The organism is Roseovarius salis (assembly GCF_044472985.1).
GTDB classification, from domain to species: Bacteria; Pseudomonadota; Alphaproteobacteria; order Rhodobacterales; family Rhodobacteraceae; genus Roseovarius; species Roseovarius salis.
Genome location: NZ_JBISDG010000003.1, coordinates 1 through 25,692, shown reverse-complemented (window position 1 = coordinate 25,692; position 25,692 = coordinate 1). Strand labels below are relative to the sequence as shown.

Sequence of the window (25,692 nt, the reverse complement as noted above, 5' to 3'; positions counted from 1 at the left end):
TGTGTTTTCCTCCGGCTTGTCCTGCACCATTTGGCCCAAAATTGCGGAATCCGTCCCGCGCCGGTGCTTGCAGGGCGAAGATGACCTGCCTATATACGCCGTCAAGCGCGGGGCGGGCACCTGTCCCCTCGCCAGAGTATCGGGGCCGGATGCCATAAAGGGTTCGGTCCTCGTGACAATCGCCTCAAGAAGAAGGGATCGAAAACCATGTCCAAAGTGATCGGGATTGACCTGGGCACCACGAACAGTTGCGTCGCCATCATGGATGGCAGCCAGGCCCGGGTGATCGAGAATTCCGAAGGTGCACGCACCACCCCCTCCATCGTCGCGTTCACCGATGACGAACGTCTGGTCGGCCAGGCCGCCAAGCGTCAGGCCGTGACCAACCCCGAGAACACGATCTTCGGCGTCAAGCGTCTGATCGGACGCCGGTACGACGACAGCGACCTCGCCAAGGACAACAAGAACATGCCGTTCAAGGTCGTGGATGGCGGCAACGGCGACGCGTGGGTCGAGGCCAAGGGCGACAAATACAGCCCCAGCCAGATTTCCGCCTTCATCCTCGGCAAGATGAAGGAAACCGCCGAGAGCTATCTGGGCGAGGACGTCACGCAGGCCGTCATCACCGTTCCGGCCTACTTCAACGACCAGCAGCGTCAGGCCACGAAGGACGCGGGCAAGATCGCGGGCCTCGAGGTGCTGCGCATCATCAACGAGCCCACGGCGGCCGCGCTGGCCTATGGCCTTGACAAGAAGGACAGCGAGACGATCGCCGTCTTCGACCTTGGCGGCGGCACCTTCGATATCACCATACTCGAAATCGATGACGGGCTTTTCGAGGTCAAGTCGACCAACGGCGACACGTTCCTGGGCGGCGAGGACTTCGACATGCGGATCGTGAACTACCTCGCGGAGGAGTTCAAAAAGGAGCATGGCGTCGACCTGACCAAGGACAAGATGGCCCTGCAGCGCCTCAAGGAGGCGGCGGAGAAGGCCAAGATCGAGCTGTCCAGCTCCAGCCAGACCGAGATCAACCAGCCCTTTATCTCGATGGGGTCCGACGGTGCGCCGCTGCACATGGTCATGAAGCTGACCCGCGCCAAGCTGGAAAGCCTCGTCAACGACCTGATCCAGGCCTCGCTCAAGCCGTGCAAGGCCGCGCTCAAGGACGCGGGCATTTCGGCCAGCGACGTGGACGAGATCGTTCTGGTCGGCGGGATGACCCGTATGCCGAAAGTGGTCGAGGAAGTGACCAAGTTCTTCGGCAAGGAGCCGCACAAGGGCGTGAACCCCGACGAGGTCGTGGCGATGGGCGCCGCCATCCAGGCCGGTGTGCTGCAAGGCGATGTCAAGGACGTGGTCCTGCTCGACGTGACGCCGCTCAGCCTGGGGATCGAAACGCTCGGCGGCGTGTTCACGCGCCTCATCGACCGCAACACCACGATCCCGACCAACAAGTCGCAGATCTTCTCGACGGCCGAGGACAACCAGTCGGCCGTGACGATCCGCGTCTTCCAGGGCGAGCGCGAGATGGCGGCGGACAACAAGCTGCTTGGCCAGTTCAACCTGGAGGACATTCCGCCGGCACCGCGCGGGATGCCCCAGATCGAGGTGACTTTCGACATTGACGCGAACGGCATCGTGAACGTCAGTGCCAAGGACAAGGGAACCGGCAAGGAGCAGAAGATCACCATCCAGGCATCCGGTGGCCTCTCCGAAGAGGACATCGAGCAGATGGTGAAGGACGCCGAGGAACATGCCGAGGCGGACAAGGCCCGCAAGGAACTGGTCGAGGCCAAGAACCAGGCCGAGAGCCTCGTGCACTCGACCGAGAAATCGATCGAGGAACATGGCGACAAGGTCGATCCGTCGACCATCGAGGCAATCGAGCTTGCGGTCGCGTCGCTCAAGGAGGATCTGGAAAAGGACGATGTGACCGCCGAAAAGGTCAAGTCGGGTATCCAGAACGTTACCGAAGCCTCGATGAAGCTCGGCGAAGCCATCTACAAGGCCAGCCAGGAAGAGGCCGAAGGCGCGGCGTCCGCAGCGTCGGATGAAGGCGGCAGCACGGGCGGTGATGACGATATCGTCGATGCCGACTTCGAGGATCTCGACGACAACAAGCGCTCGTGAGATGCGCTGAAAACAGATTGACCGGGGGCCTGCGGGCCCCCGTTTGATCTCGTTATAGGAGATCCGGGATGGCAAAACGCGACTACTACGAGATTCTTGGTCTCTCCAAGGGTGCGTCGGCGGACGAGATAAAGAAGGCCTATCGCAAGAAGGCCAAGGAACTGCACCCCGACCGCAACACGGACAATCCCAACGCCGAAGCCGAGTTCAAGGAGGCCGGTGAAGCGTATGACGTCCTCAAGGATCCGGAGAAGAAGGCCGCCTACGATCGCTTTGGACATGGCGCATTCGATGGCAGCATGGGCGGCGGCCCGCGGCCCGGCGGCGGATTCGGCGGTGGCCAAGGCGATTTTGCCAGCGCGTTCTCCGATGTTTTCGACGACCTCTTCGGGGACTTCATGGGCGGCGGCCGTGCCGGCGGGCGTCAGCGCGCGGCGCGCGGCTCGGACTTGCGGTACAACCTGCGCGTGACGCTGGAAGAGGCGTTCACCGGCATCCAGAAAAGCATCAACGTCCCGTCATCGGTGGCTTGTGATTCGTGCGATGGCACCGGTGCCGAGGGTGGGGCAGAGCCGGTGAATTGCCCAACGTGTTCCGGCATGGGCAAGGTCCGCGCGCAACAAGGGTTTTTTACCGTCGAACGGACGTGCCCGACCTGCTCGGGCCTGGGGCAGATCATCAAGAACCCGTGCAAGGTTTGCCATGGTCAGGGCCGGGTCGAGAAGGATCGTACGCTGAGCGTCAATATCCCGCCCGGCGTGGAAACCGGGACGCGCATCCGGCTTGCCGGCGAAGGAGAGGCCGGGATGCGCGGCGGGCCCGCGGGCGATCTCTACATTTTTATCGATGTCGCACAGCATGAGATTTTCGACCGGCAGGACAACAACCTGTTCTGCCGCCTGCCCGTTTCGATGACCACCGCCGCCCTTGGTGGTGATATCGAGGTTCCCACCATCGAGGGGGGGCGCAGCCGGGTGAAAATTCCCGAAGGCTCGCAGTCGGGCCGGCAGATGCGACTTCGCGGCAAGGGAATGCCGTCACTTCACGGCGGGGTGCGCGGGGACATGTTCATCGAGCTCGCGGTTGAAACGCCTGTTAACCTCACCGGCAAGCAGAAGGAGCTGCTGCGGGAGTTCGCGGGTCTCAGCGAGGACAACAACCCCGAAAGCAAGAATTTCTTCTCGTCGGTCAAGAGCTTCTGGGACAGCATGAAAAGCTGACCGCGCCGGGTGGCGGCGCAGCGTTCGCGTTGCGCCGTTAACACTTTCATAACCCCGGCGCTGCACCCTCGCGGTCATGAAGAATCCCGCTTCGCTGTCCGAGTCTCCGCTGCCGCTTTTCGATAGCGATGAAAGTGTCCCGGTGAAAGACGCGCAAAGGGACGCCGCGCCATCCTATCTGAAGGACCATCGCAAGAGGCTGCGGGACAGGTTTCTCGCCGGCGGGGCGGGGGCGTTGCCGGATTACGAGATGCTCGAACTGGTTCTGTTCCGCGCGATCCCGCGCCGTGATGTCAAGCCGCTGGCGCGGGCGCTTCTCGAACGGTTCGGCGACTTCAGCGGTGTTCTGTCCGCGCCCATGGACCAGCTGCGCTCGGTCAGCGGTGTAGCCGAGTCCGTCATTTGCGAGCTCAAGGTGGTGGAAGCCGCCGCCCACAGGCTCTCGCAGGCCAGGATCCGGCGGCGCGAGGTCTTGTCTTCGTGGAACGCCCTGCTGGAATACTGCCGGGCCACCATGGCGCACCGGCCGACGGAGCAGTTCCGCGTTTTCTACCTCGACCGCAAGAACACGCTCATCGCCGACGAGGAGCAGGCGGATGGAACCGTCGATCACGTGCCGGTATACCCGCGCGAGATCGTCAAGCGGGCGCTGCTGTTGAATGCCAGTGCCCTGATCCTGGTGCACAATCACCCCTCGGGGGACACGACCCCGTCACAGGCGGACATATCGATGACGGGGCAGGTTGCGGCGGCGGCGCAGGCACTCGGGATCGTCTTGCATGACCATGTCATAATCGGCAGGTCGCAGGAGCTGAGTTTCCGCGCCGAGGGATATCTCTGAATCCTAGCGCACCCAGACCTCGACCCGTCGGTTCACCTGTCGCCCCCATGCACTGTCGTCACAAGCCATCGGCATCGCTTCGCCGAACGCCTCCGTTTCCAGCCCGATGCGTGACAGCGCCGCCGTTTCGGCGGCGTCGGTCACAGCCTTGCGAACCGCCGCGGCGCGGCGGCGCGCGATCTTGAGGTTCGTGGCCGCGGCCCCCTTGCTGTCGCTGAACCCGACGAAGGCGAGGCGTCGCGCATCGTACAACCCGAGCTCCATTTCCCGTGCCAATTGTTCCGCGTTCGAGCGTGACTGCGCATCCAGCCTGACCGATCCGGCCTCGAAGCGGAATGTCGTTGTCAAACGCTGCAGGGGGGACAGGTAGGACACCATGCGCTGCAACTCTGCCAGCTCGATCTCCTCGCCCGCCTGCGCGATGGCATTGGCGAACCGGTTGCCCTGCTGGCGGACAGGGATCTCTTCCGGCGCCTGGTCGACGAAGCCGGCCCTGCGTATCACCAGCTGCGCGGACGGATCGCGGAGATAGGAGAGGAAGTCCCGCATCAGCTTGGGAAAGCGCCGCGCCGGAAGATAAAGGAACATCGGCGAGGTCAGCGGGTAATCCTCGGTCTTGATCGCTCGCCGGGTCGCGGACACGACGAAGCCGCAGTCGCCGCTGAGCGCCAGCTCCCATGCTTCGGCGGCCTCCGACCGGCTGGTCACGCCAAGCGCGAACGGATCAGCCGCCACCGCCTGCGCGAGCCCCTGCCCACCGGGATGGCGCTCCGCGGTTTCAACCAGGCTGACCCCTGCGGGGCCGAGCAGCTTGTCACGGGTGATCTGGCCGAGGCCGGACCCCGCCTCATGCACGTGGACGGCGATCGGCGCGTCCGGGCCGCCGAGAAGCTTCCAGTTGTCGATTTCTCCCGACAGAACCGCGGCCAGCGATGTCAGGGTGAGGGAGCGGACCGGATTTGACGGTGCCACCACCGGCACCAGCGCATCGAGCGCGATGACCCGGCTGCCTGCGCGTGCGCTCAGGTCGCCCACGCCCGCCGCCTTCCCGCGCTGCACTTCGTCCTGGCGAACCTCGCGCAGCGACATCACGACATCCGCTTCGTCGGCGAGAAGATCGGCAAAACCTTGGTCTGTATTGTTCAGCCGGATGGTAAATTCGCCAAGAAGGTGGTCTGTCGCGGGATCGGTGATGGTGTAGACGCTCTCACCTTCGGAAAGTGCCCTGCGGTCGGCCTGCCACGTGTTTCGGATCGCGAAGGCTTCGATCAGGGCGGGCAGAAGCACGCGGCCCATCGTGGGGGCCCCCGAAAACGTCAGCCGTGCCACGTAATCCTCCAGGTCGGGACAGCCGGGGCCGTCGCAAATCACGCCCGAGCCGTCCACGGTCAGTTCCCCGTAGACGGTTTCGACGCGGTAGAACTCGCCATCGAACCCCAGCAAGTTGCCTGAAATCTCGACATCGCCATTGCGGGAGGTCAACGTGACATCCTGCGCCAGTGCGAGAGTGGAAAAGACCCAAAGAAAGAGTGCGGCGAAGCCCGCCGCACGCATCCATGCCATGACCTGCCCTCAATCGCCGTGATCAGTTACGCGCGATATTCAGGTCATCGAAGACGTTTTTCAACACCAGAAAATCACCGACCGCGTCACAGTCCGGCATTGCCAGTGTCAGAGCTTGCGCGCGCATCCGGCCGCCGAGGGATTTCTGAAGCGTCTGGGCCGTGACGTCCTGGCCGCAATTGGCCTGTGTCACCTCGGCCTCGAGACTCAGGCGCACACGGCCATCGCGGGGCGCTGTACCGGACGGGAACGTGTAGGCTTGTGCCATGCGCGGATTAATCACCCCGGCGTCGCCCAGCCGCGTCAGGAACCCGCCCGCGCCCTTGGCCGCCTCCGACAGTTTCCGCGGCGCGCCCGCCCAGACATGGCCGGACTGGCCATAGTCGGCGCCGTATTCAAGAGCGTGGATCTCGAGCCCGCCCGCGCCGGTCCACTGCACCACGGCGCGGTCGTAGTATTCCAGCGCGGTCACGTCGGCCTTTGCGACCGCGCTTTCACCCGTCGCGAAATTGGCGATGAAAACGGCCGTTTCACTCAGCGCCGGCACGGTGACTTGACGTTGGCCGTTCTTGTCCGTCGCGGCGGCGAACACCATCGCGTTGTGATGGATCGTGAAGCGTTCGTTGGCCATGCAGGGGGCCGACAACGTCAACTGCACCATCGCGGCGGCAAGCGTCTCGGCCGAGAATTCCACCTCGCACCCGAAGGTCGGGGCCGGCTCCTCGTCCGGGGGGGTGCTGATCGGCTGGTCCTCCAGCGCGGCGAGCGCCACCGGATCATCGGGAAGGCTGCCGGGCTGGGGCGCGGCGGTTGGCGGGGTTGGTACGCGCGAGGTCAACGCGATCTTGTTGATGCCAAGCTGCTGTTCGGTCGAGTTGCGGGATGCACTGTCATCCGCGCGCCCGGGTTCTATCGCCGTCGTGCGGAAATCCTGCGCCGGACTCACCGAGGCAACCTGGACGGAGGTGCCGGGTGCCGCGCTGTCACCCCCACGCAACACGTGCTGCAGCACCAGGCCGGTCCCCATCGCACAGAAAAGCATCACGCCGCTTGTGACAATGCGTTTCACGCTGATCATGGCATCCTCTTCACCTGCTCGATGAAAGACAGGGCTAGAGCATGAAAAAGGCTGCCATGAGGCAGCCTTATGAACTCATTGTGCCTGTGTCGCCGCCCGTCAGGTAAAGCGTCCGTGGCAATGCTTGAACTTCTTGCCGGAACCGCAGGGACAGGGCTGGTTGCGGCCCGGATTGCCCCATGTCGAAGGGTCGGATTCGTCAAAGCCTTCGGCCGTGTCCTCGGATGTCTCCTGGATGATCTGGCCGGTTTTCTCCGGTTCGGCGGCCTTGGTCATGGCGGCGCGCTGCTGCTCGATCTCCTGCAGCATCGCCTGTTGCTCTTCCTCGGTCATCGGCCGGATCTGTGAAAGCTTCTTCGTCACGTCCTGCCGCAGGCTGTCGAGCATCGACTCGAAAAGCTGGAATGCCTCGGTCTTGTACTCGTTGAGCGGATCGCGCTGCGCATACCCGCGGAAGCCGATGACGCTGCGCAGATGCTCCAGCGTCAGCAGGTGCTCGCGCCACTTGGTGTCGATCGTCTGCAGCAGTATCTGCTTCTCGATCGAACGCATGTTCTCCGCGCCGAACTGGGCAGCCTTCTGCGCCATCATCTCGTCGGCCGCCTTTTCCAGCCGCTCCGCGATCTGCTCGTCGTCGACGCCCTCTTCGTCGGCCCATTCCTTGACCGGCAGCTCAAGGCTGAGTTGCTCGCGCACGGCCGCGTCAAAGCCGTCCATATCCCACTGGTCGGCATAGGTCTTGGGCGGCATGTAGCGATCGACGAGATCATCGATCACCTCGCCGCGCATGTCCTGAACGATACTGCTCAGGTCCTCGGCCTTCATGATGTCGAGGCGCTGCTTGAAGATCACCTTGCGTTGCTCGTTCATCACGTCGTCGAACTTGAGCAACTGCTTGCGGATGTCGAAATTGCGGCCCTCGACCTTGGCCTGCGCGCGTTCAAGCGACTTGTTCACCCAAGGGTGAACGATCGCTTCGCCTTCCTTCATCCCGAGCCCCGACAGGACCTTTTCCAGCCTCTCGGAACCGAAGATGCGCATCAGGTCGTCCTCGAGGCTGAGGAAGAAGGCCGAGCGCCCCGGGTCTCCCTGACGGCCGGACCGTCCCCGCAGCTGGTTGTCGATCCGGCGGCTTTCATGCCGTTCTGTCGCCAGCACGAAGAGACCGCCGGCCTCCTTCACCGCCTTCTCCTCGTCGGCATGTTCGGCCTCGATCCGCTGCCTGATCTCCTCGGGATCCTTTTCAGGTTCCTCCGCGATGGCCTCCATGACCTTGAAATCGACGTTGCCGCCAAGCTTGATGTCCGTCCCGCGCCCGGCCATGTTGGTCGCGATCGTCACGGCGCCCAGCTTGCCCGCGTCGGCAACGATCTGCGCCTCTTTCTCGTGCTGGCGCGCGTTCAGAACGTTGTGTTCTATCCCGGCATCCGTCAGCAGCTTGGCGAGTTTCTCGGACTTGTCGATCGAGGTGGTGCCGACGAGTATCGGCTGACCCTTCGCGTGCGCTTCCTTGATCGATTCGAGGATCGCGTCGTATTTCTCTTCGGCGGTGCGGTAGACCGCGTCATCCTGGTCGATGCGGATGATCGGCAGGTGCGTGGGAACCTCGACCACGCCAAGGCCGTAGATCTGCCCGAATTCCTCGGCCTCGGTCGCGGCCGTACCGGTCATGCCGGCCAGTTTCTCGTAGAGGCGGAAATAGTTCTGGAACGTGACCTGCGCCATCGTGACGTTCTCAGGCTGGATATCGCAGCCTTCCTTGGCCTCGATCGCCTGGTGCAGACCCTCCGACAGGCGCCGCCCGGGCATCATCCGCCCGGTGAATTCGTCGATCAGCACGACCTGGTTGTCGCGCACGATATAGTCCTTGTCCTTGAGGAACATCTTGTGCGCCCGCAGGCCCTGGTTGACATGGTGCACGATCGTGGTGCTTTCCGGGTCGTAGAGCGACTGCCCCGCGTCCAGCAGACCATTCTCGTGCAGAAGGGATTCGAGGAACTCGTTGCCCTCGTCGGTGAAGGTGACGTTCTTGGTCTTTTCGTCTATCGTGTAGTGCTCTTCCGACAGCTGCGGGATGAGCTTGTCGACGGTGATGTAAAGGTCGCTGCGGTCCTGCGACGGGCCGGAGATGATCAGCGGGGTGCGGGCCTCGTCGATCAGGATGCTGTCGACCTCGTCGACGATGGCATAATGATGCCCGCGTTGCGCCATCTCCTCCAGCGAGGATTTCATGTTGTCCCGCAGGTAGTCAAAGCCCAGCTCGTTGTTCGTGGCATAGGTCACGTCGGCGGCATAAGCCGCTTTCTTTTCCTCGTCGGGCTGCTGGGGATAGACGACACCGGTGGTCATGCCGAGCGCGCCGTAGACCTTGCCCATCCATTCGGCGTCCCGCTTGGCGAGGTAGTCGTTGACCGTGACGATATGCACGCCCTTGCCGGTCAGCGCGTTCAGGTAGGCGGGAAAGGTCGCGACCAGCGTCTTGCCTTCGCCCGTCTTCATCTCGGAAATGTTACCCCGGTGGAGGAAGATCCCCCCTATCAGCTGCACGTCGAAGGCCCGCAGGCCGAGCGTCCGGCGCGCGGCCTCGCGACAATTGGCAAAGGCCTCGGGCAGCACGTCGTCAAGGCTTTCGCCGTCGGCCACGCGCTGCTTCAGTTCGGCGGTCTTCTCGACCAGCGCCTCGTTGCCGAGCGCCTCGAATTCGGGTTCCAGCGCGTTTATCCGGTCTATGACCGGGCGGGTCGCCTTGATCTTTCGGTCGTTCGGGGTGCCGAAAATCTTTCTGGCGACAGAAGTGAAACCCAGCATGTCCTATCCGCTTCGGCAATTCGTATGTTTTTTGAGAGGCTTCCGCTTGCCCCGGCCCGGACACACCCCTAGAACGTGCACGAGCGGGCGCGCCCACCGTTGTTCTTTGGCGATGTAAGGGGCCGCCGAAAGAGTGTCAACGTCACACGGGGCGGCGCCCCGGGACAGACCAGCAAAGGAAATCCCATGCGAGCACCTATCCGACAGCTTCTCGCCGCCGCGGCCGTGGTGGCGCTGGCAGGCGCACCCGTTGCCCGGGCCGAGGACAACGCCCCCGATCCGGACCGCGTGCTGGCCACCGTTGATGGCGAGCAGATCACGTTGGCCCATGTCATCGAGGTGCGCGCCGATCTGCCGCAGCAATACGACCAGTTTCCTCCGCAGATGCTCTTCCGGGGGATTCTCGACCAGTTGATTCAACAGACACTGCTGATGCAGTCCTTCGATGGTGAACTTTCCCGCCGCAGCGAGGTGCGCCTGGAGAATGACCGCCGCGCGGTCTACGCCAACGAGGTCGTCGCCGCGCTCTCGGAGGGCGGCATTGACGAGGCGGAACTGCGCGAGGCCTACGAGGCGCAGTACCCCCCCGTGGCCGACGAGTTGGAGTACCGCGCCGCGCATATCCTCGTCGAAAGCGAGGAGGAAGCGCAGGCGCTGGTGGCCGAGCTCGCGAACGGGGCCGAGTTCGCCGCCCTGGCGCGCGAGGAGTCGACCGGCCCGTCGGCGTCGGTCGGGGGGGATCTCGGCTGGTTCGGTGACGGTGACATGGTCGCCGCGTTCTTCGACGCCGTGACAGGGCTGGAGCCCGGCGAAGTGTCCGGACCCGTCCAGACGGATTTCGGCTGGCACGTGATCAAGCTCAACGAGACCCGTGAAAAGCAGCGCCCCGCGTTCGAAACCGTCCGGCCCGAACTGGAGGACCAGCTCCGCCAGCAACTGATCGAATCGCACGTGAACGGCCTTGCCGAGACCGCCGAGATCGACCGTTCGGGCAGCGAGGACATCGATCCCGCCGTCATCGACGAAATCCAGCTGCTCGACGACTGACCATGGCCGCGACGACCCCTTCGCCGCTGGCGCCCAAGGCTTTTCCCGATCTGCCTGTGATCGGCGGGGTCGGCCTTGCCACGGTCGAGGCCGGCGTGCGCTATGCGGGCCGGCCGGATGTCATGCTGGCCCGTCTGGCGCCGGGCACATCGGTGGCCGGGGTATTCACCCGGTCCGCGACGCGCTCGGCCGCCGTGCGGGACTGCGAGGACAAGATCCGCTTTCAGTCGGGCGCGGGCGCGGCGATCCTCGTGAACTCCGGCAACGCGAACGCGTTCACGGGCGCCAAGGGCGCGGAGGCCGTCAAGGCCATCACCGGCGCCGTTTCCCGTGCGCTCGACGTGCCGCAAACGCGTGTTTTCTCTTCATCCACCGGCGTCATCGGTGAACCGCTGCCGTATGAAAGGATCACCGCGCGCCTCGGCGAATTGTCCGCGTCGCTGTCGCCCGAGGGGCTCGCCGGGGCTGCGCGGGCGATCATGACCACAGACACCTTTCCCAAGGGGTCGGGGACAACGGTAACCATCGACGGGCAACCCGTCCGGATCGCCGGCATCGCCAAGGGGTCGGGCATGATCGCCCCGGACATGGCGACGATGCTGGCCTACGTCTTCACCGATGCGGCCATAGAGCAGCCGGTGCTGCAATCCATGGTGTCTGCCCTGAACCAGTCCACCTTCAACTGCATCACCGTGGACGGCGACACCTCGACCTCCGACACGCTGTTGGTGGCGGCGACAGGCGCTTCCGGGATTCGCGTGACGGAAAAGCACATGGGGTTCATGGAGGGGCTGCACCGGGTCATGCTGGACCTCGCGCAGCAGGTGGTGCGCGACGGCGAGGGGGCGACCAAGTTCGTCACCGTTTCGGTCACCGGCGCGTCAAGCGATGCCGATGCGCGCACCCATGGCCTTGCCATCGCCAATTCGCCGCTGGTCAAGACGGCGATCGCCGGGGAAGACCCTAACTGGGGCCGGGTGGTCATGGCCGTCGGCAAGTCCGGGGCCCCGGCCGACCGCGACACGCTGGCAATATGGTTCGGGGACATCCTCGTGGCCCGCGACGGATGGGTGACCCCCGACTACTCCGAGGAAGACGCGTCCCGATACATGAAGAAAGACGAGATCGAGATCCATGTCGATCTGGGCCTCGGGGGCGGCCGGGCAATGGTCTGGACCTGCGACCTGACGCACGGCTATATCGATATAAACGCCGATTATCGCTCATGAAAAAGACCGTCCTGGTGTCCGCGGTCGCCCTGGTCGACGTGGAAGGTCGCGTGTTGCTGACACGGCGGCCGGACGGCAAGGCAATGGCGGGGCTTTGGGAGTTTCCCGGCGGCAAGGTCGAGCCCGGCGAGACGCCCGAGGCCGCGCTGATCCGGGAACTCGAGGAAGAGATCGGGATCAACACGTGGGAAAGCTGCCTCGCGCCGCTGACCTTCGCCAGCCATTCCTATGACGACTTCCACCTGCTGATGCCGCTGTTTGCCTGCCGCAAGTGGCGGGGCACGCCGCAGGGTCGGGAGGGGCAGGTCCTGAAATGGGTCCGCGTGAACCAGTTGCGCGACCATGACATGCCGCCCGCCGACATCCCCCTCATCGCCATGCTTCGCGACCTGCTGTGACGCGGGTCTTCATCTTGCTCCAAATACTCCGGGGGTGAGGCCGCAGGCCGAGGGGGCAGCGCCCCCTAATCCTTCACGAACAGCTTGCGCGGCACGTCGCACAGCGTCTCTGCCGGCCCGGTTTCGCGTATGAGGATCGTCTCTGTCGTCTCCAGACCCCATGTCTCCATCCAGAGAGCGGGCATGAAGTGGAAGGTCATGCCGGGCTCCAGCACGGTTTCGTCCTCCGCCCGGATCGAGGCCGTCCGCTCGCCCCAGTCCGGCGGGTAGCTCAGGCCGATCGGGTAGCCGCACCGTCCCTCCCGGTGAATGCCGTGTTTCTGCAGGACCTCGATGAAGGCGTTGGCGATGTCGCAGGTCCTGTTGCCCGCGCGCGCCGCGTCGAGCCCGGCCTCGATCCCTTCAAGCTGCGCCTTCTCGGCCTCCAGCATCTCCGGCGGCGGCGTGCCGAGGAATATCGTCCGGCAGAGCGGCGCGTGGTAGCGGCGGTAGCAGCCCGACAGCTCGAAGAAGGTTGCCTCGCCCTCGCGCATCGGGGCGCCGTTCCACGTCAGGTGGGCCGCCGTGGCGTCGAGCCCCGACGGTGTGAGCGGCACGATTGCCGGGTAGTCGCCCCAGATATCGTCCACCCCGCGGATCCCGGCGTGAAATATTTCCGCGACCAGATCGTTCTTGCGCACGCCCGGTGCCGCGTTGTCGAGCGCGGTCTGGACAACCTTTTCCGAAATGCGCGCCGCCTTGCGGATGAACGCGATCTCCTCGTCGGATTTCACCAGCCGCTGCCAGTTCACCAGCGCGGTGGCATCCACGAACTGCGCATCCGGCAATTCCCCGGTCAGGACGGTGTGCGCCTTGGCGGAGTAATAATAGTTCTCCATCTCCACGCCGATGCGCGCGGTCTCCAGGCCCATCTCGCGGATCCGGCGGGCGAGATCCTGCATCGGATGGCGCACGGTCGACTGGACGTAGTTGTCGGCGTAGCCAAGGATATTGTCATCCGCCATCCAGCAGGTACGCCGCCCCCCCAGCATGTCCATGTGGCGGCCCCACCACAGCGGCGCCCCGTCCCGGGGGACCAAAACACCCTGATGCACGTAGAAGGACCACCCGTCATAAGCGGTCAGCCAGTTCTGGTTCGAAGGGTCCGTCACGAACAGCAGGTCGATCCCCGCTGCATCCATCGCCGTGCGTGTCTTGGCCAGCCTGCGGTCGAATTCGGCCTGCGAGAATGGAAGGTCCTTTTGCGTCATCATCGCCCTCGTCTGTTCGGCATTTCGTGCCCAAACTTCACGTTCGGCAACGGGCATGCCCCAAGAAACGCGTCGGGGCAATGTCGCTTTTGGCCCTCGGGCGCCACGACAGTTGACGTTACCCGGCGCTGCGGCAACAGTGCGCCCGAAAAGCAGGGAGGGACAGGATGCAACCGACGTTGGCCGACATCCATGCCGCAGCGCATGTCATCCGCGGGGTGGCAGACGCCACGCCGCTGGTGCCGTCGCCCTTCATGACGCGGGCCGGCGATCATGAATTCCTGCTCAAGCTTGAAAACATGCAGCCAATCGGCGCCTTCAAGCTGCGCGGCGCGCTCAATGCCGTGGCCAATGTCGGCGACGCGGCCGGCGTGACGTGCTGTTCCACTGGCAATCACGGGCGCGGCGTTGCGTTCGCCGCCCGCCAGCGTGGACTGCGCGCCGTGATCTGCATGTCGGAGCTGGTCCCTCGGGCCAAGGTGGACGGGATTCGTGCGCTTGGCGCCGAGGTGCGAATCTGCGGCCGCAGCCAGGACGAGGCGCTGGCCGAGGCGCAAAGACTGGTGACCGAAGAGGGGCTGGTGGAAATCTCTCCGTTCGACGATGCGGCGGTGATTTCAGGGCAGGGCACGATCGGGCTGGAGATCATGGCGGCACGTCCGGATCTCGAGACGTTGCTCGTACCTTTGTCGGGCGGCGGGCTCGCCGCGGGCGTGGCACTGGCCGCCAAGGCCATCAAGCCGCATGTCCGTGTCGTCGGGATATCGATGGACCGCGGCGCGGCGATGCACGAGAGCCTCCGCGCGGGCCATCCGGTGGAGGTCGAGGAGGTGCCCTCGCTCGCCGATTCCCTCGGGGGCGGCATCGGGATGCAGAACCGGCTGACCTATCCGATGTGCCGTGACCTGCTCGACGAGATCGTTCTTGTCACGGAGGACGAGATCTATCACGCCATGCAGGTTCTCTACTACGAGGACCGGATCGTGGCAGAGGGCGCCTGCGTGGTCGGCCTGGCGGCCGTTCTGAACGGAAAGGTGCGCCTGACGGGGCCTTCGGCCACCATCGTGACGGGGCGCAACCTCGACATGGATGTCTTTACCCGCGTCGTGACGGGGCAGGACGTCGAACTCGGGGAGGTTACAGTGACAGGGAGGGCCTATGGCAAATGATATCCGCATCATGACGGAGGCCGAGCTGCGGGACGTGGTCGGTCTCGATCTCGAAACGGTCGACGTGATCGAGACGGCCTTCACCGCGCTGGCGGCCGGTGACGTGGTGATGCCGCCCGTGATGTCCATGGATCTGCCGGTGGCCAACGGCGAAGTGGACGTCAAGACGGCATACATCCCCGGCTTCGAGGGGTTCGCCATCAAGGTCAGCCCGGGTTTCTTCGACAACCCCAAGCTGGGGCTGCCCTCGCTCAACGGGTTGATGATCCTGTTTTCCGCGCAAACCGGGCTGGTCAAGGCGCTGTTTCTGGACAACGGCTACCTCACCGATATCCGCACCGCCGCGGCGGGGGCTGTCGCGGCCCGCCACCTTGCGCCGGCCGAGGTGGACACCGCCGGCGTGATCGGCACCGGCGTACAGGCACGGTTGCAGATACAGGCGGCGCATCTTGTTCGACCGTTCCGGCACCTGCTGGTCTGGGGGCGCGACGCGGCCAAGGCGCGGCGATGCGCCGACGACCTGTCGCAACTGCTTGACATCGAGGCCCGGGCCGTCACCGATCCGGCCGACGTCGTGACGGGCAGCCAGTTGGTCGTCACCACGACGCCTGCGCGGGATCCGGTTCTCATGGCCGATTGGCTGCACCCCGGGCTTCACGTCACGGCAATGGGATCCGATCAGGAAGGCAAGAACGAGATCGAGCCGGCGGCATTGTCGCGGGCCGATCTTTATGTCGCTGACAGGGTCAGCCAAACACGGGTGATGGGGGAGCTGCGCAGCGCGATCGAGGCGGGAACGTGGACCGATGCCATCCCCGCCGAGCTGGGACAGGTCATCACCGGCGAGGCGCCGGGACGGCGCAGGCCGGAAGATATCACCATTGCCGACCTCACCGGCACCGGTGCGCAGGATACCGCGATCGCCAGCCACGTGAACCTCGAGCTTGAAGGGAGCGATGCCGGCACGGTGATCCGCGCATGAGGCTTGGCGTCTATCAATGCGATGCGTCGGGGCGATCCGCTGCGGCCAGGGTCGCGGCGCTGGAAAGCCAGCTGGCCGGCCGGGGCTGCGACCTCGTGCTGTGTCCGGAACTCTTTGCGACGGGTTATGACCGGACGGCGCATTACGAGGATCTGGCCGAATCGCCGGATGGTCCCTTCGGTCGCAAGATGGCCGAGCTGGCAAGGGCGCACGGGGTCGCCCTCGCCTATGGCTATGCCGAGAGGGGCGCGGACGGTTTGTACAATTCTGCCGCGTTGCTAGGGCCGGACGGGGTGCTTCTGGCCAATCACCGAAAGCGGCTGCCGTCGCCGCACAGCTTCGAGGAACGCAGCTTTGCAACCGGCGACGCCGTGACCTTTGCCGATCTGGGCGATATCCGGCTTGCCATCATCATCTGCTACGAGGTCGAGTTTCCTGAAAGTGTCAGGCAGGCCGCGCGCGGCGGTGCGCAGCTGGTCCTGGCCCCGACGGCGCTTGGCCGGGAATGGGGGGTCGTGGCGGAAAAGATGGTGGCGACCCGCGCCTTCGAGAACGGCGTGTGGCTGGCCTATGCGGATCACGCCGGCGCGCAAGGCGATCTGCGCTTCTTCGGCGGCAGCCGGATCGTGTCGCCCCTCGGTCAAGAGACGTGCTGCACGGTCGGCGAGGAAGATTTCGCGGTTGCGTCGATCGACGCCCGTAGCGTCCAGCGCGCGCAGGAACGATTGCCTTATCTGCGCGACAGCGAGCGGCTTTGACATGGTCAGGCTGGACCGGCGCGATATCGACATCCTCAGGGTTCTGTCCACGCGGGGCCGCATAACCAAGGCCGAGCTCGCAGCAGAGGTCGGCCTTTCCGCGAGCCCGTGCTGGGAAAGACTGCGAAAACTGGAAAAGGCCGGGGTGATCGAATCGTACCGGGCCGAGATCAATCTCAGGAAGCTCGGGCCATATGTGCGGGTTTTCGTCGCCGCCGAGCTCGCGGATCACACGGCCGCGGCATTCCGCGTCTTCGAGGCCGCGGTTCAGGACTATGACGAAATCGTTGGATGCTGGGCGCTCGGTGGCGGTTTCGACTACCTGCTGGAAATCGTCACGCGCGACATAGACAGCTACCAACGCCTGATCGACGCCTTGCTCGATGCGCGCGTGGGGCTGGCGCGGTATTTCACCTATATCGTCACCAAGCAGATCAAGGGGGGTGTCGCCCCCCCGCTGGATATCCTCCTGGGCGATTGATCCTGCCGTTGCGGTGATGCGCAGAAGAATCTTCTGCAGGGCGCGCCCAATTCGGTCTCGATTCCGGCACGGCCTGCGCACAATGCGCGGGGAATACCCGGAACACGAGGAGACGAGCGATGCTGGATACGGCCATCACGGCGAGCGCGGACATCACCGACAAGGCGCTGCTGCGCAGCTTCTCCTATGTGGGGGGCAAATGGTGCGGCGCCGCGTCGGACGAGACGATCGCGGTGCACGATCCGGCCAACGGCGATCGCCTTGGCGACGTGGCGAGCCTGTCCGCGGACGAGGCCGCGGCCGCGGTGGACGCCGCGCAGGCGGTTTTTCCGGACTGGTCCATGACCCTGCCGCAGGACCGATCGGTGATCCTGAGACGGTGGTTCGACCTGATGATGACTCACAAGGAGGATCTGGCGCGCATCATGGTTCTGGAACAGGGCAAGCCCCTGTCCGAGGCCCGCGGCGAAATCGATTACGCTGCCAGCTTCGTCGAGTATTACGCCGAGGAATCAAAGCGCCCCAACATCGAGGGAGTGACGAGCCACCTGCCCGATGCCGAGGTCGAGCTCTGGCTGGAGCCGGTGGGCGTTGCCGCGCTCATCACGCCGTGGAACTTTCCCTCGGCGATGCTCACGCGCAAGGCCGCGGCGGCGATGGCCGCGGGATGTACCGTGGTGGCCCATCCCAGCCACGAGACACCTTTCTCGGCGCTGGCGCTGGCCGAGCTGGCCGAGCGCGCGGGCGTTCCGGCGGGCGTGTTCAACGTGGTGACCGGCCGTGCCTCGACCGTGGTGCCGCCATGGACTGCCGATCCGCGGGTGCGCGTGCTGTCGTTCACCGGCTCGACCGAGGTTGGCCGCCTTCTCTACCGCCAGTCCGCCGACACGGTGAAGAAACTGGTGATGGAACTGGGAGGCCACGCGCCGGTGATCGTCTTCAAGGGCGCGGACATGGACACCGCCGTTGACGAGGCGATCAAGGCAAAGTTTGCCACATCCGGTCAGGATTGCCTGGGCGCCAACCGTATCTATGTCCAGCGCGACGTTTATGACGAGTTCTGCACGCGTTTCACCGCGGCGACGCGGGCGCTGACGCTCGGCCGTGGCATGGATGACCCCGATATCGGCCCGCTCATGAACGAGGGCGCCGTGAAAAAGCAGGAAGCCCACGTGGCCGATGCGCTGGAGAAGGGGGCAACGCTCGCCTGTGGCGGCAGGCGCGACGACATCGGTCCGCTGTTCTACCAGCCCACCGTTCTCAAGGATGTGCCCGACACGGCCGCGATCATGCACGAGGAAACCTTCGGCCCCGTGGCGCCGATAACGCCCTTCGATACCGAGGAGGAAGTGGTGGCACGCGCCAACGCGACCGAATACGGTCTCGTCGCCTATCTGCACAGCCATGATCCCCGGCGGATCTACCGTGTCACCCGGGCGCTGCAATTCGGAATGGTCGCCGTCAACCGGACCAAGGTGACCGGCGCGCCCATCCCCTTCGGCGGGGTCAAGCAATCCGGCCTTGGGCGCGAGGGGGCACGCAAGGGCATGGAGGAATTCATGGAAATCAAGTACGTCTGCCGCGATTGGGCGTGAAAAGGCGGTGGCGCAAGATCTGCGCAAGCATCTTGCACGGGCAATTTCGGGAACATGTCCGGGCGGCCGCAAACGGATGAAGAAGAGGACAAGAAATGTTGAAGAATGACCAGCTCGACCAGTGGGACCGCGAGAATTTCTTTCATCCCTCGACCCACCTGGCGCAGTTCGCACGCGGCGAGGCGCCAAGCCGGATCGTGACCGGCGGCTCGGGCAGCCATATCGAGGATCGTGACGGCAACCGTCTGCTGGACGCCTTCGCCGGCCTATACTGCGTCAACGTGGGTTACGGGCGCACTGAAATCGCCGAGGCCATCGCCGAGCAGGCCCGGGAACTGGCGTATTACCACGCCTATGTGGGCCACGGGACCGAGGCCAGCATAACCCTGTCCAAGATGATCCTCGACCGCGCGCCCGATCACATGAGCAAGGTCTACTTCGGCCTTTCGGGGTCGGACGCGAATGAAACGAACGTCAAGCTGATCTGGTATTACAACAACATCCTCGGACGGCCCGAAAAGAAGAAGATCATCTCGCGCTGGCGCGGCTATCACGGCTCGGGGCTCATGACCGGGTCGCTGACGGGGCTGGACCTCTTCCACAAGAAATTCGACCTGCCCATGGCGCAGGTGCTTCACACCGAGGCGCCGTACTACTTCCGGCGCGAGGATACCGGCCAGACCGAGGAACAGTTCGTGCAGCATTGCGTCGATGCGCTGGAGGCGCTGATAGAGCGCGAGGGCGCAGATACCATCGCCGCCTTTATCGGTGAACCCGTCCTCGGCACGGGCGGCATCGTGCCCCCGCCCGCAGGCTACTGGGAGGCGATACAGGCCGTGCTGGAAAAGCACGACATCCTGCTCGTGGCCGACGAGGTGGTCACGGGTTTCGGCAGGCTGGGAACGATGTTCGGCTCGGAGCATTACGGGCTGCGCCCCGACCTGATCACGATCGCCAAGGGGCTGACCAGTGCCTACGCGCCGCTGTCCGGTTCGATCGTCGGTGACAAGATGTGGAAGGTGCTGGAGCAGGGAACGGACGAAAACGGCCCCATCGGCCATGGCTGGACCTACTCGGCCCACCCGATCGGTGCGGCGGCCGGGGTGGCGAACCTGGAGCTGCTGGACAAGCTCGATCTCATTGCCAACAACCGCGAGGTCGGCCCCTACCTGACCCGTACCATGGCCGAGGCGCTGGGCGATCACCCCCATGTGGGGGAAGTGCGCGGCAAGGGGATGCTGTGTGCCGTGGAATTCGTACGCGACCGCGGCAGCCGCACCTTTTTCGACCCCGCCGACAAGATCGGCCCGCGGATCGCGGGCGCGCTCGCGGAGGGCGGCGTCATCGGACGTGCCATGCCCCAGGGGGATATCCTCGGCTTTGCGCCGCCCTTCTGCCTGACACACGCGGAGGCGGACGAGGTGGTGACCAAGACAGTGGCGGCCGTTCGCAAGGTGATCGGCTGATTCCGGAAAGGATGCCCGCGCATGTCCTGAAAGCGGATAGCGCGGGCAGAATCGCGGTCAATGCGGGACAATTGCCTGAATTCCGTGCACTGACTGGTCACTTGTCCTGCGCTTCTTTATCGCGGATATAATCTCTAACGGCGGGCTTGCATCAACGCCGATTTGGCGTTTTAGTTCACCGCAACGTGGAAAAACCACGATCTAGAACACTGGGGAGAAACGCTTGCCGGACTCGAATAACGGGGATGCGTTCGTAGCCTTCGAGCGCGTGCAAAAGAGTTATGACGGCGAAACGCTGGTCGTAAAGGATCTGAACCTGTCCATGCCCAAGGGCGAATTCCTGACGATGCTGGGACCGTCGGGATCGGGAAAGACGACCTGCCTGATGATGCTCGCGGGGTTCGAAACCGCCACCCATGGCAAGATCCTGCTGGACGGCGTGTCGATCAACAACATCCCGCCGCACAAGCGTGGGATCGGTATGGTCTTTCAGAACTACGCGCTGTTTCCGCACATGACGGTTGCCGAAAACCTGAATTTCCCGCTTGAAGTGCGCAAGATCGACAAGTCGACACGCGAGGCCAAGGTCAAGCGCGCGCTCGACATGGTGCAGATGTGGGACTTCGCGGGGCGGCGTCCCGCACAGCTTTCGGGCGGCCAGCAGCAGCGCATCGCGCTGGCGCGCGCGCTGGTGTTCGAGCCCGAGCTGGTGCTGATGGACGAGCCGCTTGGCGCGCTGGACAAGCAGCTGCGCGAGCACATGCAGTTCGAGATCACGAACCTCGCGCACGAGCTGGGCATCACCGTGGTTTACGTGACCCACGACCAGACAGAGGCGCTGACGATGTCGGACCGTGTCGCCGTGTTCGATGATGGCCGGATCCAGCAGATCGCGGCCCCCGACGTTCTCTATGAAAGCCCGGAGAACAGTTTCGTCGCGCAGTTCATCGGCGAGAACAACACGCTTCAGGGCACGATCAAGGAAATCAAGGGCGAGCTTGCGCTCGTCGAGCTGGACGATGGCGAGCTGATCGACTGCAAGCCGGTCAACGTTAACAAGCCGGGCGAGCGCACGACGATCTCGATCCGGCCGGAGCGTGTCGAGGTAAACACCGCCAAGCTCGGGGAGACGGCGCACACCCTGAAGGCCGAGGTGGCGGAGTTCATCTACATGGGCGATGTGTTCCGCACCCGGCTGAAGGTCGCCGGCAAGGATGATTTCATCATCAAGACCCGGAATTCCGCGGATCAGCAGCGGTTGCAGCCCGGCACGCAGGTCGAGATCGGTTGGCTGCCGGAGGATTGCCGGGCGCTCGACGCGGTCTAGAACCAATGTTGTTTCGTGCCCGGCACGGGCACGGGATACCCGAGGCTTCGTTGTCTGCACCCGTGGCGCGGAGCCGAACAGCAAAAAACGGGATGAGCAATGGGAGATTGATATGAAACTCACAACGACTCTTCTGGCATCCACGGCCCTGACCGTGTCGGCCGGAGCGGCGCTGGCAGAAGAAAACATGGCTGACAGCATGACGCTGGTGTCCTGGGGCGGCGCTTACCAGGCGAGCCAGGTCAACGCCTATGCAGAGCCTTACAAGGAAATGCATCCCGGGCTCGAGGTCGTCTGGGACGAAAGCTCGAACGAGGCGGTGGCCAAGCTGCGCGCGATGGACGAGGCCGGCAACGTCACGTGGGACGTGGTCGACGTGGTCGCATCCGACGCCATGCGCCTGTGCGACGAGGGGCTCGCAATGGAAATCGACCCCGACGAGCATCTCGCGCCGGCGCCTGACGGCACCTCGGCCGAGGACGATTTCGGCGACCTGCTGGTGAGCGACTGCTTCATCCCGCAGATCGTCTACTCCACCACCTTCGGCTATCGCACCGACATGGTGCCCGAGGGGACCGAGCCGCCGAGCAGCGTGTGCGACGTCTGGGATACCGAGACCTACCCGGGCAAGCGCAGCCTCGAAAAGCGGCCGATCAACAACATGGAATGGGCGCTTTACTGTGACGGCGTGGCCAAGGACGACATCTACGACGTGCTCGCCACGCCCGAGGGTCAGCAGCGCGCGCTGGACAAGCTCGACGAGATCAAGGACGACGTCGTCTGGTGGTCCGCGGGGGCCGACACGCCGCAGCTCCTGGCTGACGGCGAGGTGTTCATGGGCTCGACCTATAACGGCCGCCTGTTCAGCGTGATCGAGGAGCAGGACCAGCCCGTGGGCATGCTCTGGGACATGCAGGTGTTCGACCTCGACGGCTGGATCATTCCCGCCGACCTGCCCGAGGAGCGCCTGAGCCGCGCGCTTGACTTCATCTACTTCGCCACCGACACGCAGCGTCTGGCGGACCAGGCGAAGTACATCAGCTACGGGCCGGCACGGCAGTCGTCTGCCCCGCTCGTCGGGGAGCACGCCGAGCTGGGGATCGACATGGCGCCGCACATGCCGACCGACCCCGACAACGCGCAGAACACGCTGCTTTATAATTACGAGTTCTGGGCCGACTATCGCGACGACATCGACGCGAAGTTCCAGGCCTGGCTGGCCGGCTGAGCCGAGCTCGTGCTGAAACGAGAGGGGGCCGCGCCCCGCGGCCCTCTCCCCCACAAGAACAAAAGCGCTGACTGGATGCACTGCGCACCATGACAGCAGCGGAGGGGACGGAATGAGCGACCTGAAAAGCACCGGCCCGCAAACAGCAGATGCGCCCACGCCAGAGGATGCCTTTCACGAGGAAAAGGCCCTGGAAGCGGCGGAAAAGGCCGCGGATGCTCATCCTGCCGGCCAAAAGGCGGACGGCCCGGTTCTCGCCGCGGATGGTACCCCGCTGAAACGCAGTCTTGCCAAGGCGCTGCGCGTCCAGAAGCTGCGGGCGCTTGCACTCATCGCGCCGCTTTTGGTCTTTGTCGTGATTACCTTCATCGCGCCGATCCTCGACATGCTGTTCCGGTCGGTGGAAAACCAGATCGTTTCGAACACCCTGCCCTACACGGTAGAGGAGCTGGTCGAGTGGACGCCCGAGGCCAGCGATACGCCGGGCGACGCCGCCTTCGAGGCGCTATATTACGACCTTTTCCTTGCAGCCGAGGCCAAGGAACACACCCGCCTCGGGACGCGGCTCAACTACGAGCGCACGGGGCTGTCCTCTCTCTTCCGCGGCACGGGCCGCGACGTGGACGATTTCGGCGAGGACCAGATCGACGCGCTGGAGGATCTTGACGAGGCTTGGGAGGAAGAAGCCTTCTGGTACGCCCTCATGACGGGGGATGATAGCGCCGACACGGCGACCGGGCCGGTCGACGCGCAACGGGCGCGTCTGGAACAGCTTTCGGGTGACGACTACGGCGCTGACATCGACTTCGCGCCCGCGCGCGAGATCGCGGAGCTGCTGCCGAAAACGACGCGAGAATACAGCGCCTTCGCCCTGTTCACCGTCGTGGAGGAAGAGGATGTCGTCGCCGAGGAGGAGCCCTGGGAGTCCGTCAAGGTCGCGCTCATTCAAGAGCTGCAGGCCGGCGCCGACCTGTCGGGCTATGACGGGCCGGGCGCGTCCGAACTGCGCGCCGCGCAGGAAATGCTGGCCGACCAGCCCACAGTGGATTTCCGCGCCGCCTTCGTTGCCAGCGACGAGGACTGGGGCGCGACCGGGACGTGGCGCACCATCAAGACCTACAGCCCAGAGTTCACCTCGGGTTATTTCCTGAATGCCGTGGACATGCAGAAGGGGATCGACGGCCCCGAGGCGCGCCCCGAGAACCAGCAGATCTATATCATGCTGTTCGAGCGGACCCTGTTCATGTCGCTGATGATCACGGGGGCGTGCATCCTGCTTGGCTATCCGGTCGCCTACCTGCTGTCCAACCTGCCGATGCGCACGGCCAACCTGTTGATGATCCTCGTTCTGCTGCCGTTCTGGACCTCGCTGCTGGTGCGAACCAGCGCGTGGAAGGTGATGCTGCAGCAACAGGGCGTGATCAACGACGTGCTGGTGTGGCTGGGGCTGGTGGACGATGCCAGCCGATTGGTGATGATCAACAACCAGTTCGGCACGATCGTGGCGATGACGCATATCCTGCTGCCATTCATGATCCTGCCGATGTATTCGGTCATGTCGACCATTCCGCCATCCTACGTGCGCGCGGCGCGTTCCCTCGGGGCGACGCAGTGGACGGCCTTCTGGCGGGTCTACTTCCCGCAATCGGTGCCAGGTATCGGGGCGGGGTCGATCCTCGTCTTCATCCTCGCCATCGGCTACTACATCACGCCCGAGATCGTGGGCGGCACGACTGGCACGTTCATCTCGAACCGGATCGCCTATCACATCTCGTCGTCGCTCAACTGGGGTCTGGCGGCCGCGCTCGGCTCGATCCTGCTGGCGGCGGTGCTGATACTTTACTGGGCCTACGACAAGATCGTCGGCATCGACAACGTGAAACTGGGATAGCGTCATGGCCACCTACACCTTGAAATACGTGGAAAAGAAGCCGCTATCCTTTTCCTTGCCGGTCCTTGCGGCGGCGGGGGCGTTCGCGGGTCTTTTCGTGGGGGCCGCCCAAGGCTCCATGCTTCTGGGAATCATCGGGGGCGCGGCGGCCCTGGCGCTGCTTGGCTTCATCGCGCTGTCGGTTCTGGGCGAAGCGCAGGAAAAGGTGGCCCGTCTCGCCATCCTTGCCCTTATGGTGGGCGGCGGTGTGCTCGTCGGCGGTCTGGGGGGGCTGATCGTCGGCGCGATCTTCGGCTGGTTCTTCGGCTGGTTCACATACTGGATCGGTGAAGGGCGTTACAGGGCCAATCTCCTGCCCTACCTTACCCCCGGGCAGGTGCTGGGGCATTACACCTTCCGCGTTGTGTGCGGCCTGATCTTCATTTTCCTTATCACGCCGATCCTCGTGGTGATGCCGCTGTCGTTCAATGCCGAGGATTTCTTCACCTTCACGCCCGAAATGCTGGCGCTGGACCCGGAAGGGTACTCGCTCAAGCATTACCGTGACTTCTTTACCTCGGATGACTGGCAACAGGCGTTGTGGAACTCCGTCGCCATCGCGCCCGTGGCGACCCTGCTTTCGGTAACCTTCGGGACGCTGGCGGCGATCGGGCTGAGCTCCGAGCACGTGCCGTTCCGCCGGCCGATCATGGCCATCCTGATCTCTCCGATGATCGTGCCGTTGATCATATCGGCGGCGGGCATGTATTTCTTCTATTCCCGGCTCGGACTGCAAGGCACCTATTGGGGCGTGGTTCTGGCGCACGCCGCCCTGGGCATCCCGTTCGTCATCATCACCGTGACGGCCACTCTGGTCGGGTTCGACCGGTCGCTGACCCGCGCCTCGGCGAACCTGGGCGCCGATCCGGTGACGACGTTTTTCCGCGTGCAGATGCCGCTCATCCTGCCGGGCGTGATCTCGGGCGGGCTGTTCGCATTCATAACCTCGTTCGACGAGGTGGTGGTGGTGCTCTTCGTGGGCAGCGCGGGGCAGAAAACCCTGCCTTGGCAGATGTTCACCGGCCTGCGCGAGCAGATCAGCCCCACGATCCTTGCCGTGGCGACGATCCTTGTGACGATCTCGATCATCCTGCTGACGACGGTCGAGCTTCTCAGGCGCCGGTCAGAGCGCCTGCGCGGCATGTCCCCCGGCTGAGGAGCGAGAAGGCCGCCGCCGCGCGGCGGCCCC

20 protein-coding genes are annotated in these 25,692 nt (G+C 64.4%); 16 read left to right on the top strand and 4 right to left on the bottom strand.

Annotated elements, in window-relative coordinates; translation table 11 throughout:
• The first annotated feature begins 207 nt into the window (after positions 1–207).
• The 3 genes from dnaK to radC all read left to right on the top strand — a co-directional run bounded on the left by dnaK (position 208) and on the right by radC (position 4,194).
• Entirely contained in the window at positions 208–2,133 is a 1,926-nt protein-coding gene (gene dnaK / locus ACH13J_RS01540) for a molecular chaperone DnaK (protein WP_397541549.1), read from the top strand.
• 68 nt (positions 2,134–2,201) lie between these two features.
• Positions 2,202–3,353 (top strand): molecular chaperone DnaJ, encoded by a 1,152-nt coding sequence (dnaJ, locus tag ACH13J_RS01535; RefSeq protein ID WP_397541548.1) that lies wholly within the window; start codon positions 2,202–2,204, stop codon positions 3,351–3,353.
• Positions 3,354–3,429: 76 nt separating this feature from the next.
• Positions 3,430–4,194, top strand: coding sequence for a RadC family protein (gene radC, locus ACH13J_RS01530; RefSeq protein WP_397541547.1), 765 nt, complete (start codon positions 3,430–3,432; stop codon positions 4,192–4,194).
• A 3-nt stretch (positions 4,195–4,197) separates the two neighbouring features.
• Here the strand turns inward: radC and ACH13J_RS01525 are convergent, their stop codons facing one another.
• From ACH13J_RS01525 to secA, 3 genes are all read right to left on the bottom strand, one after another.
• A complete protein-coding gene (locus ACH13J_RS01525) occupies positions 4,198–5,757 on the bottom strand; it encodes a substrate-binding domain-containing protein (RefSeq protein ID WP_397541546.1) in 1,560 nt (519 codons plus the stop codon).
• 22 nt (positions 5,758–5,779) lie between these two features.
• A complete protein-coding gene (locus ACH13J_RS01520; protein ID WP_397541545.1) occupies positions 5,780–6,835 on the bottom strand; it encodes a hypothetical protein in 1,056 nt (351 codons plus the stop codon).
• 99 nt (positions 6,836–6,934) lie between these two features.
• The gene (secA, locus tag ACH13J_RS01515; RefSeq protein ID WP_397541544.1) at positions 6,935–9,643 is read right to left on the bottom strand and encodes a preprotein translocase subunit SecA; all 2,709 of its coding nucleotides are present in this window, start codon (positions 9,641–9,643) and stop codon (positions 6,935–6,937) included.
• Between the two features lie 186 nt (positions 9,644–9,829).
• On the opposite strand from secA, the gene ACH13J_RS01510 reads away from it, so the two are divergent.
• Genes ACH13J_RS01510 through mutT form a run of 3 tightly spaced genes read left to right on the top strand, consistent with a single transcriptional unit; the run spans position 9,830 to position 12,317 of the window.
• Positions 9,830–10,690, top strand: a complete 861-nt coding sequence (locus tag ACH13J_RS01510; RefSeq protein ID WP_397541543.1) for a peptidylprolyl isomerase — start codon at positions 9,830–9,832, stop codon at positions 10,688–10,690.
• Between the two features lie 2 nt (positions 10,691–10,692).
• A complete protein-coding gene (gene argJ / locus ACH13J_RS01505; RefSeq protein ID WP_397541542.1) occupies positions 10,693–11,919 on the top strand; it encodes a bifunctional glutamate N-acetyltransferase/amino-acid acetyltransferase ArgJ in 1,227 nt (408 codons plus the stop codon).
• Positions 11,916–12,317 carry an 8-oxo-dGTP diphosphatase MutT gene (gene mutT / locus ACH13J_RS01500; RefSeq protein ID WP_397541541.1) on the top strand — a complete coding sequence of 134 codons (402 nt, stop codon included), beginning with the start codon at positions 11,916–11,918 and terminating at the stop codon, positions 12,315–12,317. The genes argJ and mutT overlap by 4 nt, the downstream gene beginning before the upstream one ends.
• Positions 12,318–12,382: 65 nt before the next feature.
• Here mutT and ACH13J_RS01495 read toward each other — a convergent pair whose 3' ends face one another.
• A complete protein-coding gene (locus ACH13J_RS01495; protein WP_397541540.1) occupies positions 12,383–13,567 on the bottom strand; it encodes a M24 family metallopeptidase in 1,185 nt (394 codons plus the stop codon).
• 167 nt (positions 13,568–13,734) lie between these two features.
• Between ACH13J_RS01495 and eutB the strand changes: the two genes are divergently transcribed.
• The 10 genes from eutB (at position 13,735) to ACH13J_RS01445 (ending at position 25,659) form a co-directional block, all read left to right on the top strand.
• Positions 13,735–14,736 (top strand): hydroxyectoine utilization dehydratase EutB, encoded by a 1,002-nt coding sequence (gene eutB / locus ACH13J_RS01490; protein WP_397541539.1) that lies wholly within the window; start codon positions 13,735–13,737, stop codon positions 14,734–14,736.
• Complete coding sequence (locus tag ACH13J_RS01485) at positions 14,726–15,718, top strand: cyclodeaminase (RefSeq protein ID WP_397541538.1); 993 nt, start codon at positions 14,726–14,728, stop codon at positions 15,716–15,718. Before eutB ends, ACH13J_RS01485 begins: the two co-directional genes overlap by 11 nt.
• Complete coding sequence (locus tag ACH13J_RS01480; protein WP_397541537.1) at positions 15,715–16,476, top strand: nitrilase-related carbon-nitrogen hydrolase; 762 nt, start codon at positions 15,715–15,717, stop codon at positions 16,474–16,476. Before ACH13J_RS01485 ends, ACH13J_RS01480 begins: the two co-directional genes overlap by 4 nt.
• A 1-nt stretch (position 16,477) precedes the next feature.
• Complete coding sequence (locus ACH13J_RS01475; RefSeq protein ID WP_397541536.1) at positions 16,478–16,957, top strand: winged helix-turn-helix transcriptional regulator; 480 nt, start codon at positions 16,478–16,480, stop codon at positions 16,955–16,957.
• A 119-nt stretch (positions 16,958–17,076) separates the two neighbouring features.
• On the top strand, positions 17,077–18,552 hold the full coding sequence (locus ACH13J_RS01470) for an NAD-dependent succinate-semialdehyde dehydrogenase (RefSeq protein WP_397541535.1): 1,476 nt from the start codon (positions 17,077–17,079) through the stop codon (positions 18,550–18,552).
• Positions 18,553–18,647: 95 nt separating this feature from the next.
• A complete protein-coding gene (locus tag ACH13J_RS01465) occupies positions 18,648–20,018 on the top strand; it encodes an aspartate aminotransferase family protein (protein ID WP_397541534.1) in 1,371 nt (456 codons plus the stop codon).
• Positions 20,019–20,241: 223 nt separating this feature from the next.
• Positions 20,242–21,345, top strand: a complete 1,104-nt coding sequence (locus ACH13J_RS01460) for a polyamine ABC transporter ATP-binding protein (RefSeq protein WP_397541533.1) — start codon at positions 20,242–20,244, stop codon at positions 21,343–21,345.
• Between the two features lie 112 nt (positions 21,346–21,457).
• Positions 21,458–22,573, top strand: coding sequence for an extracellular solute-binding protein (locus ACH13J_RS01455; protein ID WP_397541532.1), 1,116 nt, complete (start codon positions 21,458–21,460; stop codon positions 22,571–22,573).
• Positions 22,574–22,685: 112 nt separating this feature from the next.
• Entirely contained in the window at positions 22,686–24,464 is a 1,779-nt protein-coding gene (locus tag ACH13J_RS01450) for an ABC transporter permease subunit (protein WP_397541531.1), read from the top strand.
• 4 nt (positions 24,465–24,468) lie between these two features.
• Positions 24,469–25,659 carry an ABC transporter permease subunit gene (locus tag ACH13J_RS01445; RefSeq protein WP_397541530.1) on the top strand — a complete coding sequence of 397 codons (1,191 nt, stop codon included), beginning with the start codon at positions 24,469–24,471 and terminating at the stop codon, positions 25,657–25,659.
• Positions 25,660–25,692: the final 33 nt, after the last annotated feature.

Excerpts from the sequence above, each read along its gene's own strand:
- ACH13J_RS01470 (WP_397541535.1), top strand. The coding sequence starts at position 17,077 with ATGCTGGATACGGCCATCACGGCGAGCGCGGACATCACCGACAAGGCG.
- argJ (WP_397541542.1), top strand. The coding sequence starts at position 10,693 with ATGGCCGCGACGACCCCTTCGCCGCTGGCGCCCAAGGCTTTTCCCGAT.
- ACH13J_RS01485 (WP_397541538.1), top strand. The coding sequence starts at position 14,726 with ATGGCAAATGATATCCGCATCATGACGGAGGCCGAGCTGCGGGACGTG.
- ACH13J_RS01480 (WP_397541537.1), top strand. The coding sequence starts at position 15,715 with ATGAGGCTTGGCGTCTATCAATGCGATGCGTCGGGGCGATCCGCTGCG.
- ACH13J_RS01465 (WP_397541534.1), top strand. The coding sequence starts at position 18,648 with ATGTTGAAGAATGACCAGCTCGACCAGTGGGACCGCGAGAATTTCTTT.
- radC (WP_397541547.1), top strand. The coding sequence starts at position 3,430 with ATGAAGAATCCCGCTTCGCTGTCCGAGTCTCCGCTGCCGCTTTTCGAT.
- dnaJ (WP_397541548.1), top strand. The coding sequence starts at position 2,202 with ATGGCAAAACGCGACTACTACGAGATTCTTGGTCTCTCCAAGGGTGCG.
- mutT (WP_397541541.1), top strand. The coding sequence starts at position 11,916 with ATGAAAAAGACCGTCCTGGTGTCCGCGGTCGCCCTGGTCGACGTGGAA.
- dnaK (WP_397541549.1), top strand. The coding sequence starts at position 208 with ATGTCCAAAGTGATCGGGATTGACCTGGGCACCACGAACAGTTGCGTC.
- secA (WP_397541544.1), bottom strand. The coding sequence starts at position 9,643 with ATGCTGGGTTTCACTTCTGTCGCCAGAAAGATTTTCGGCACCCCGAAC.
- ACH13J_RS01520 (WP_397541545.1), bottom strand. The coding sequence starts at position 6,835 with ATGATCAGCGTGAAACGCATTGTCACAAGCGGCGTGATGCTTTTCTGT.
- ACH13J_RS01495 (WP_397541540.1), bottom strand. The coding sequence starts at position 13,567 with ATGACGCAAAAGGACCTTCCATTCTCGCAGGCCGAATTCGACCGCAGG.
- ACH13J_RS01455 (WP_397541532.1), top strand. The coding sequence starts at position 21,458 with ATGAAACTCACAACGACTCTTCTGGCATCCACGGCCCTGACCGTGTCG.
- ACH13J_RS01445 (WP_397541530.1), top strand. The coding sequence starts at position 24,469 with ATGGCCACCTACACCTTGAAATACGTGGAAAAGAAGCCGCTATCCTTT.
- eutB (WP_397541539.1), top strand. The coding sequence starts at position 13,735 with ATGCAACCGACGTTGGCCGACATCCATGCCGCAGCGCATGTCATCCGC.
- ACH13J_RS01450 (WP_397541531.1), top strand. The coding sequence starts at position 22,686 with ATGAGCGACCTGAAAAGCACCGGCCCGCAAACAGCAGATGCGCCCACG.
- ACH13J_RS01525 (WP_397541546.1), bottom strand. The coding sequence starts at position 5,757 with ATGGCATGGATGCGTGCGGCGGGCTTCGCCGCACTCTTTCTTTGGGTC.
- ACH13J_RS01510 (WP_397541543.1), top strand. The coding sequence starts at position 9,830 with ATGCGAGCACCTATCCGACAGCTTCTCGCCGCCGCGGCCGTGGTGGCG.
- ACH13J_RS01475 (WP_397541536.1), top strand. The coding sequence starts at position 16,478 with ATGGTCAGGCTGGACCGGCGCGATATCGACATCCTCAGGGTTCTGTCC.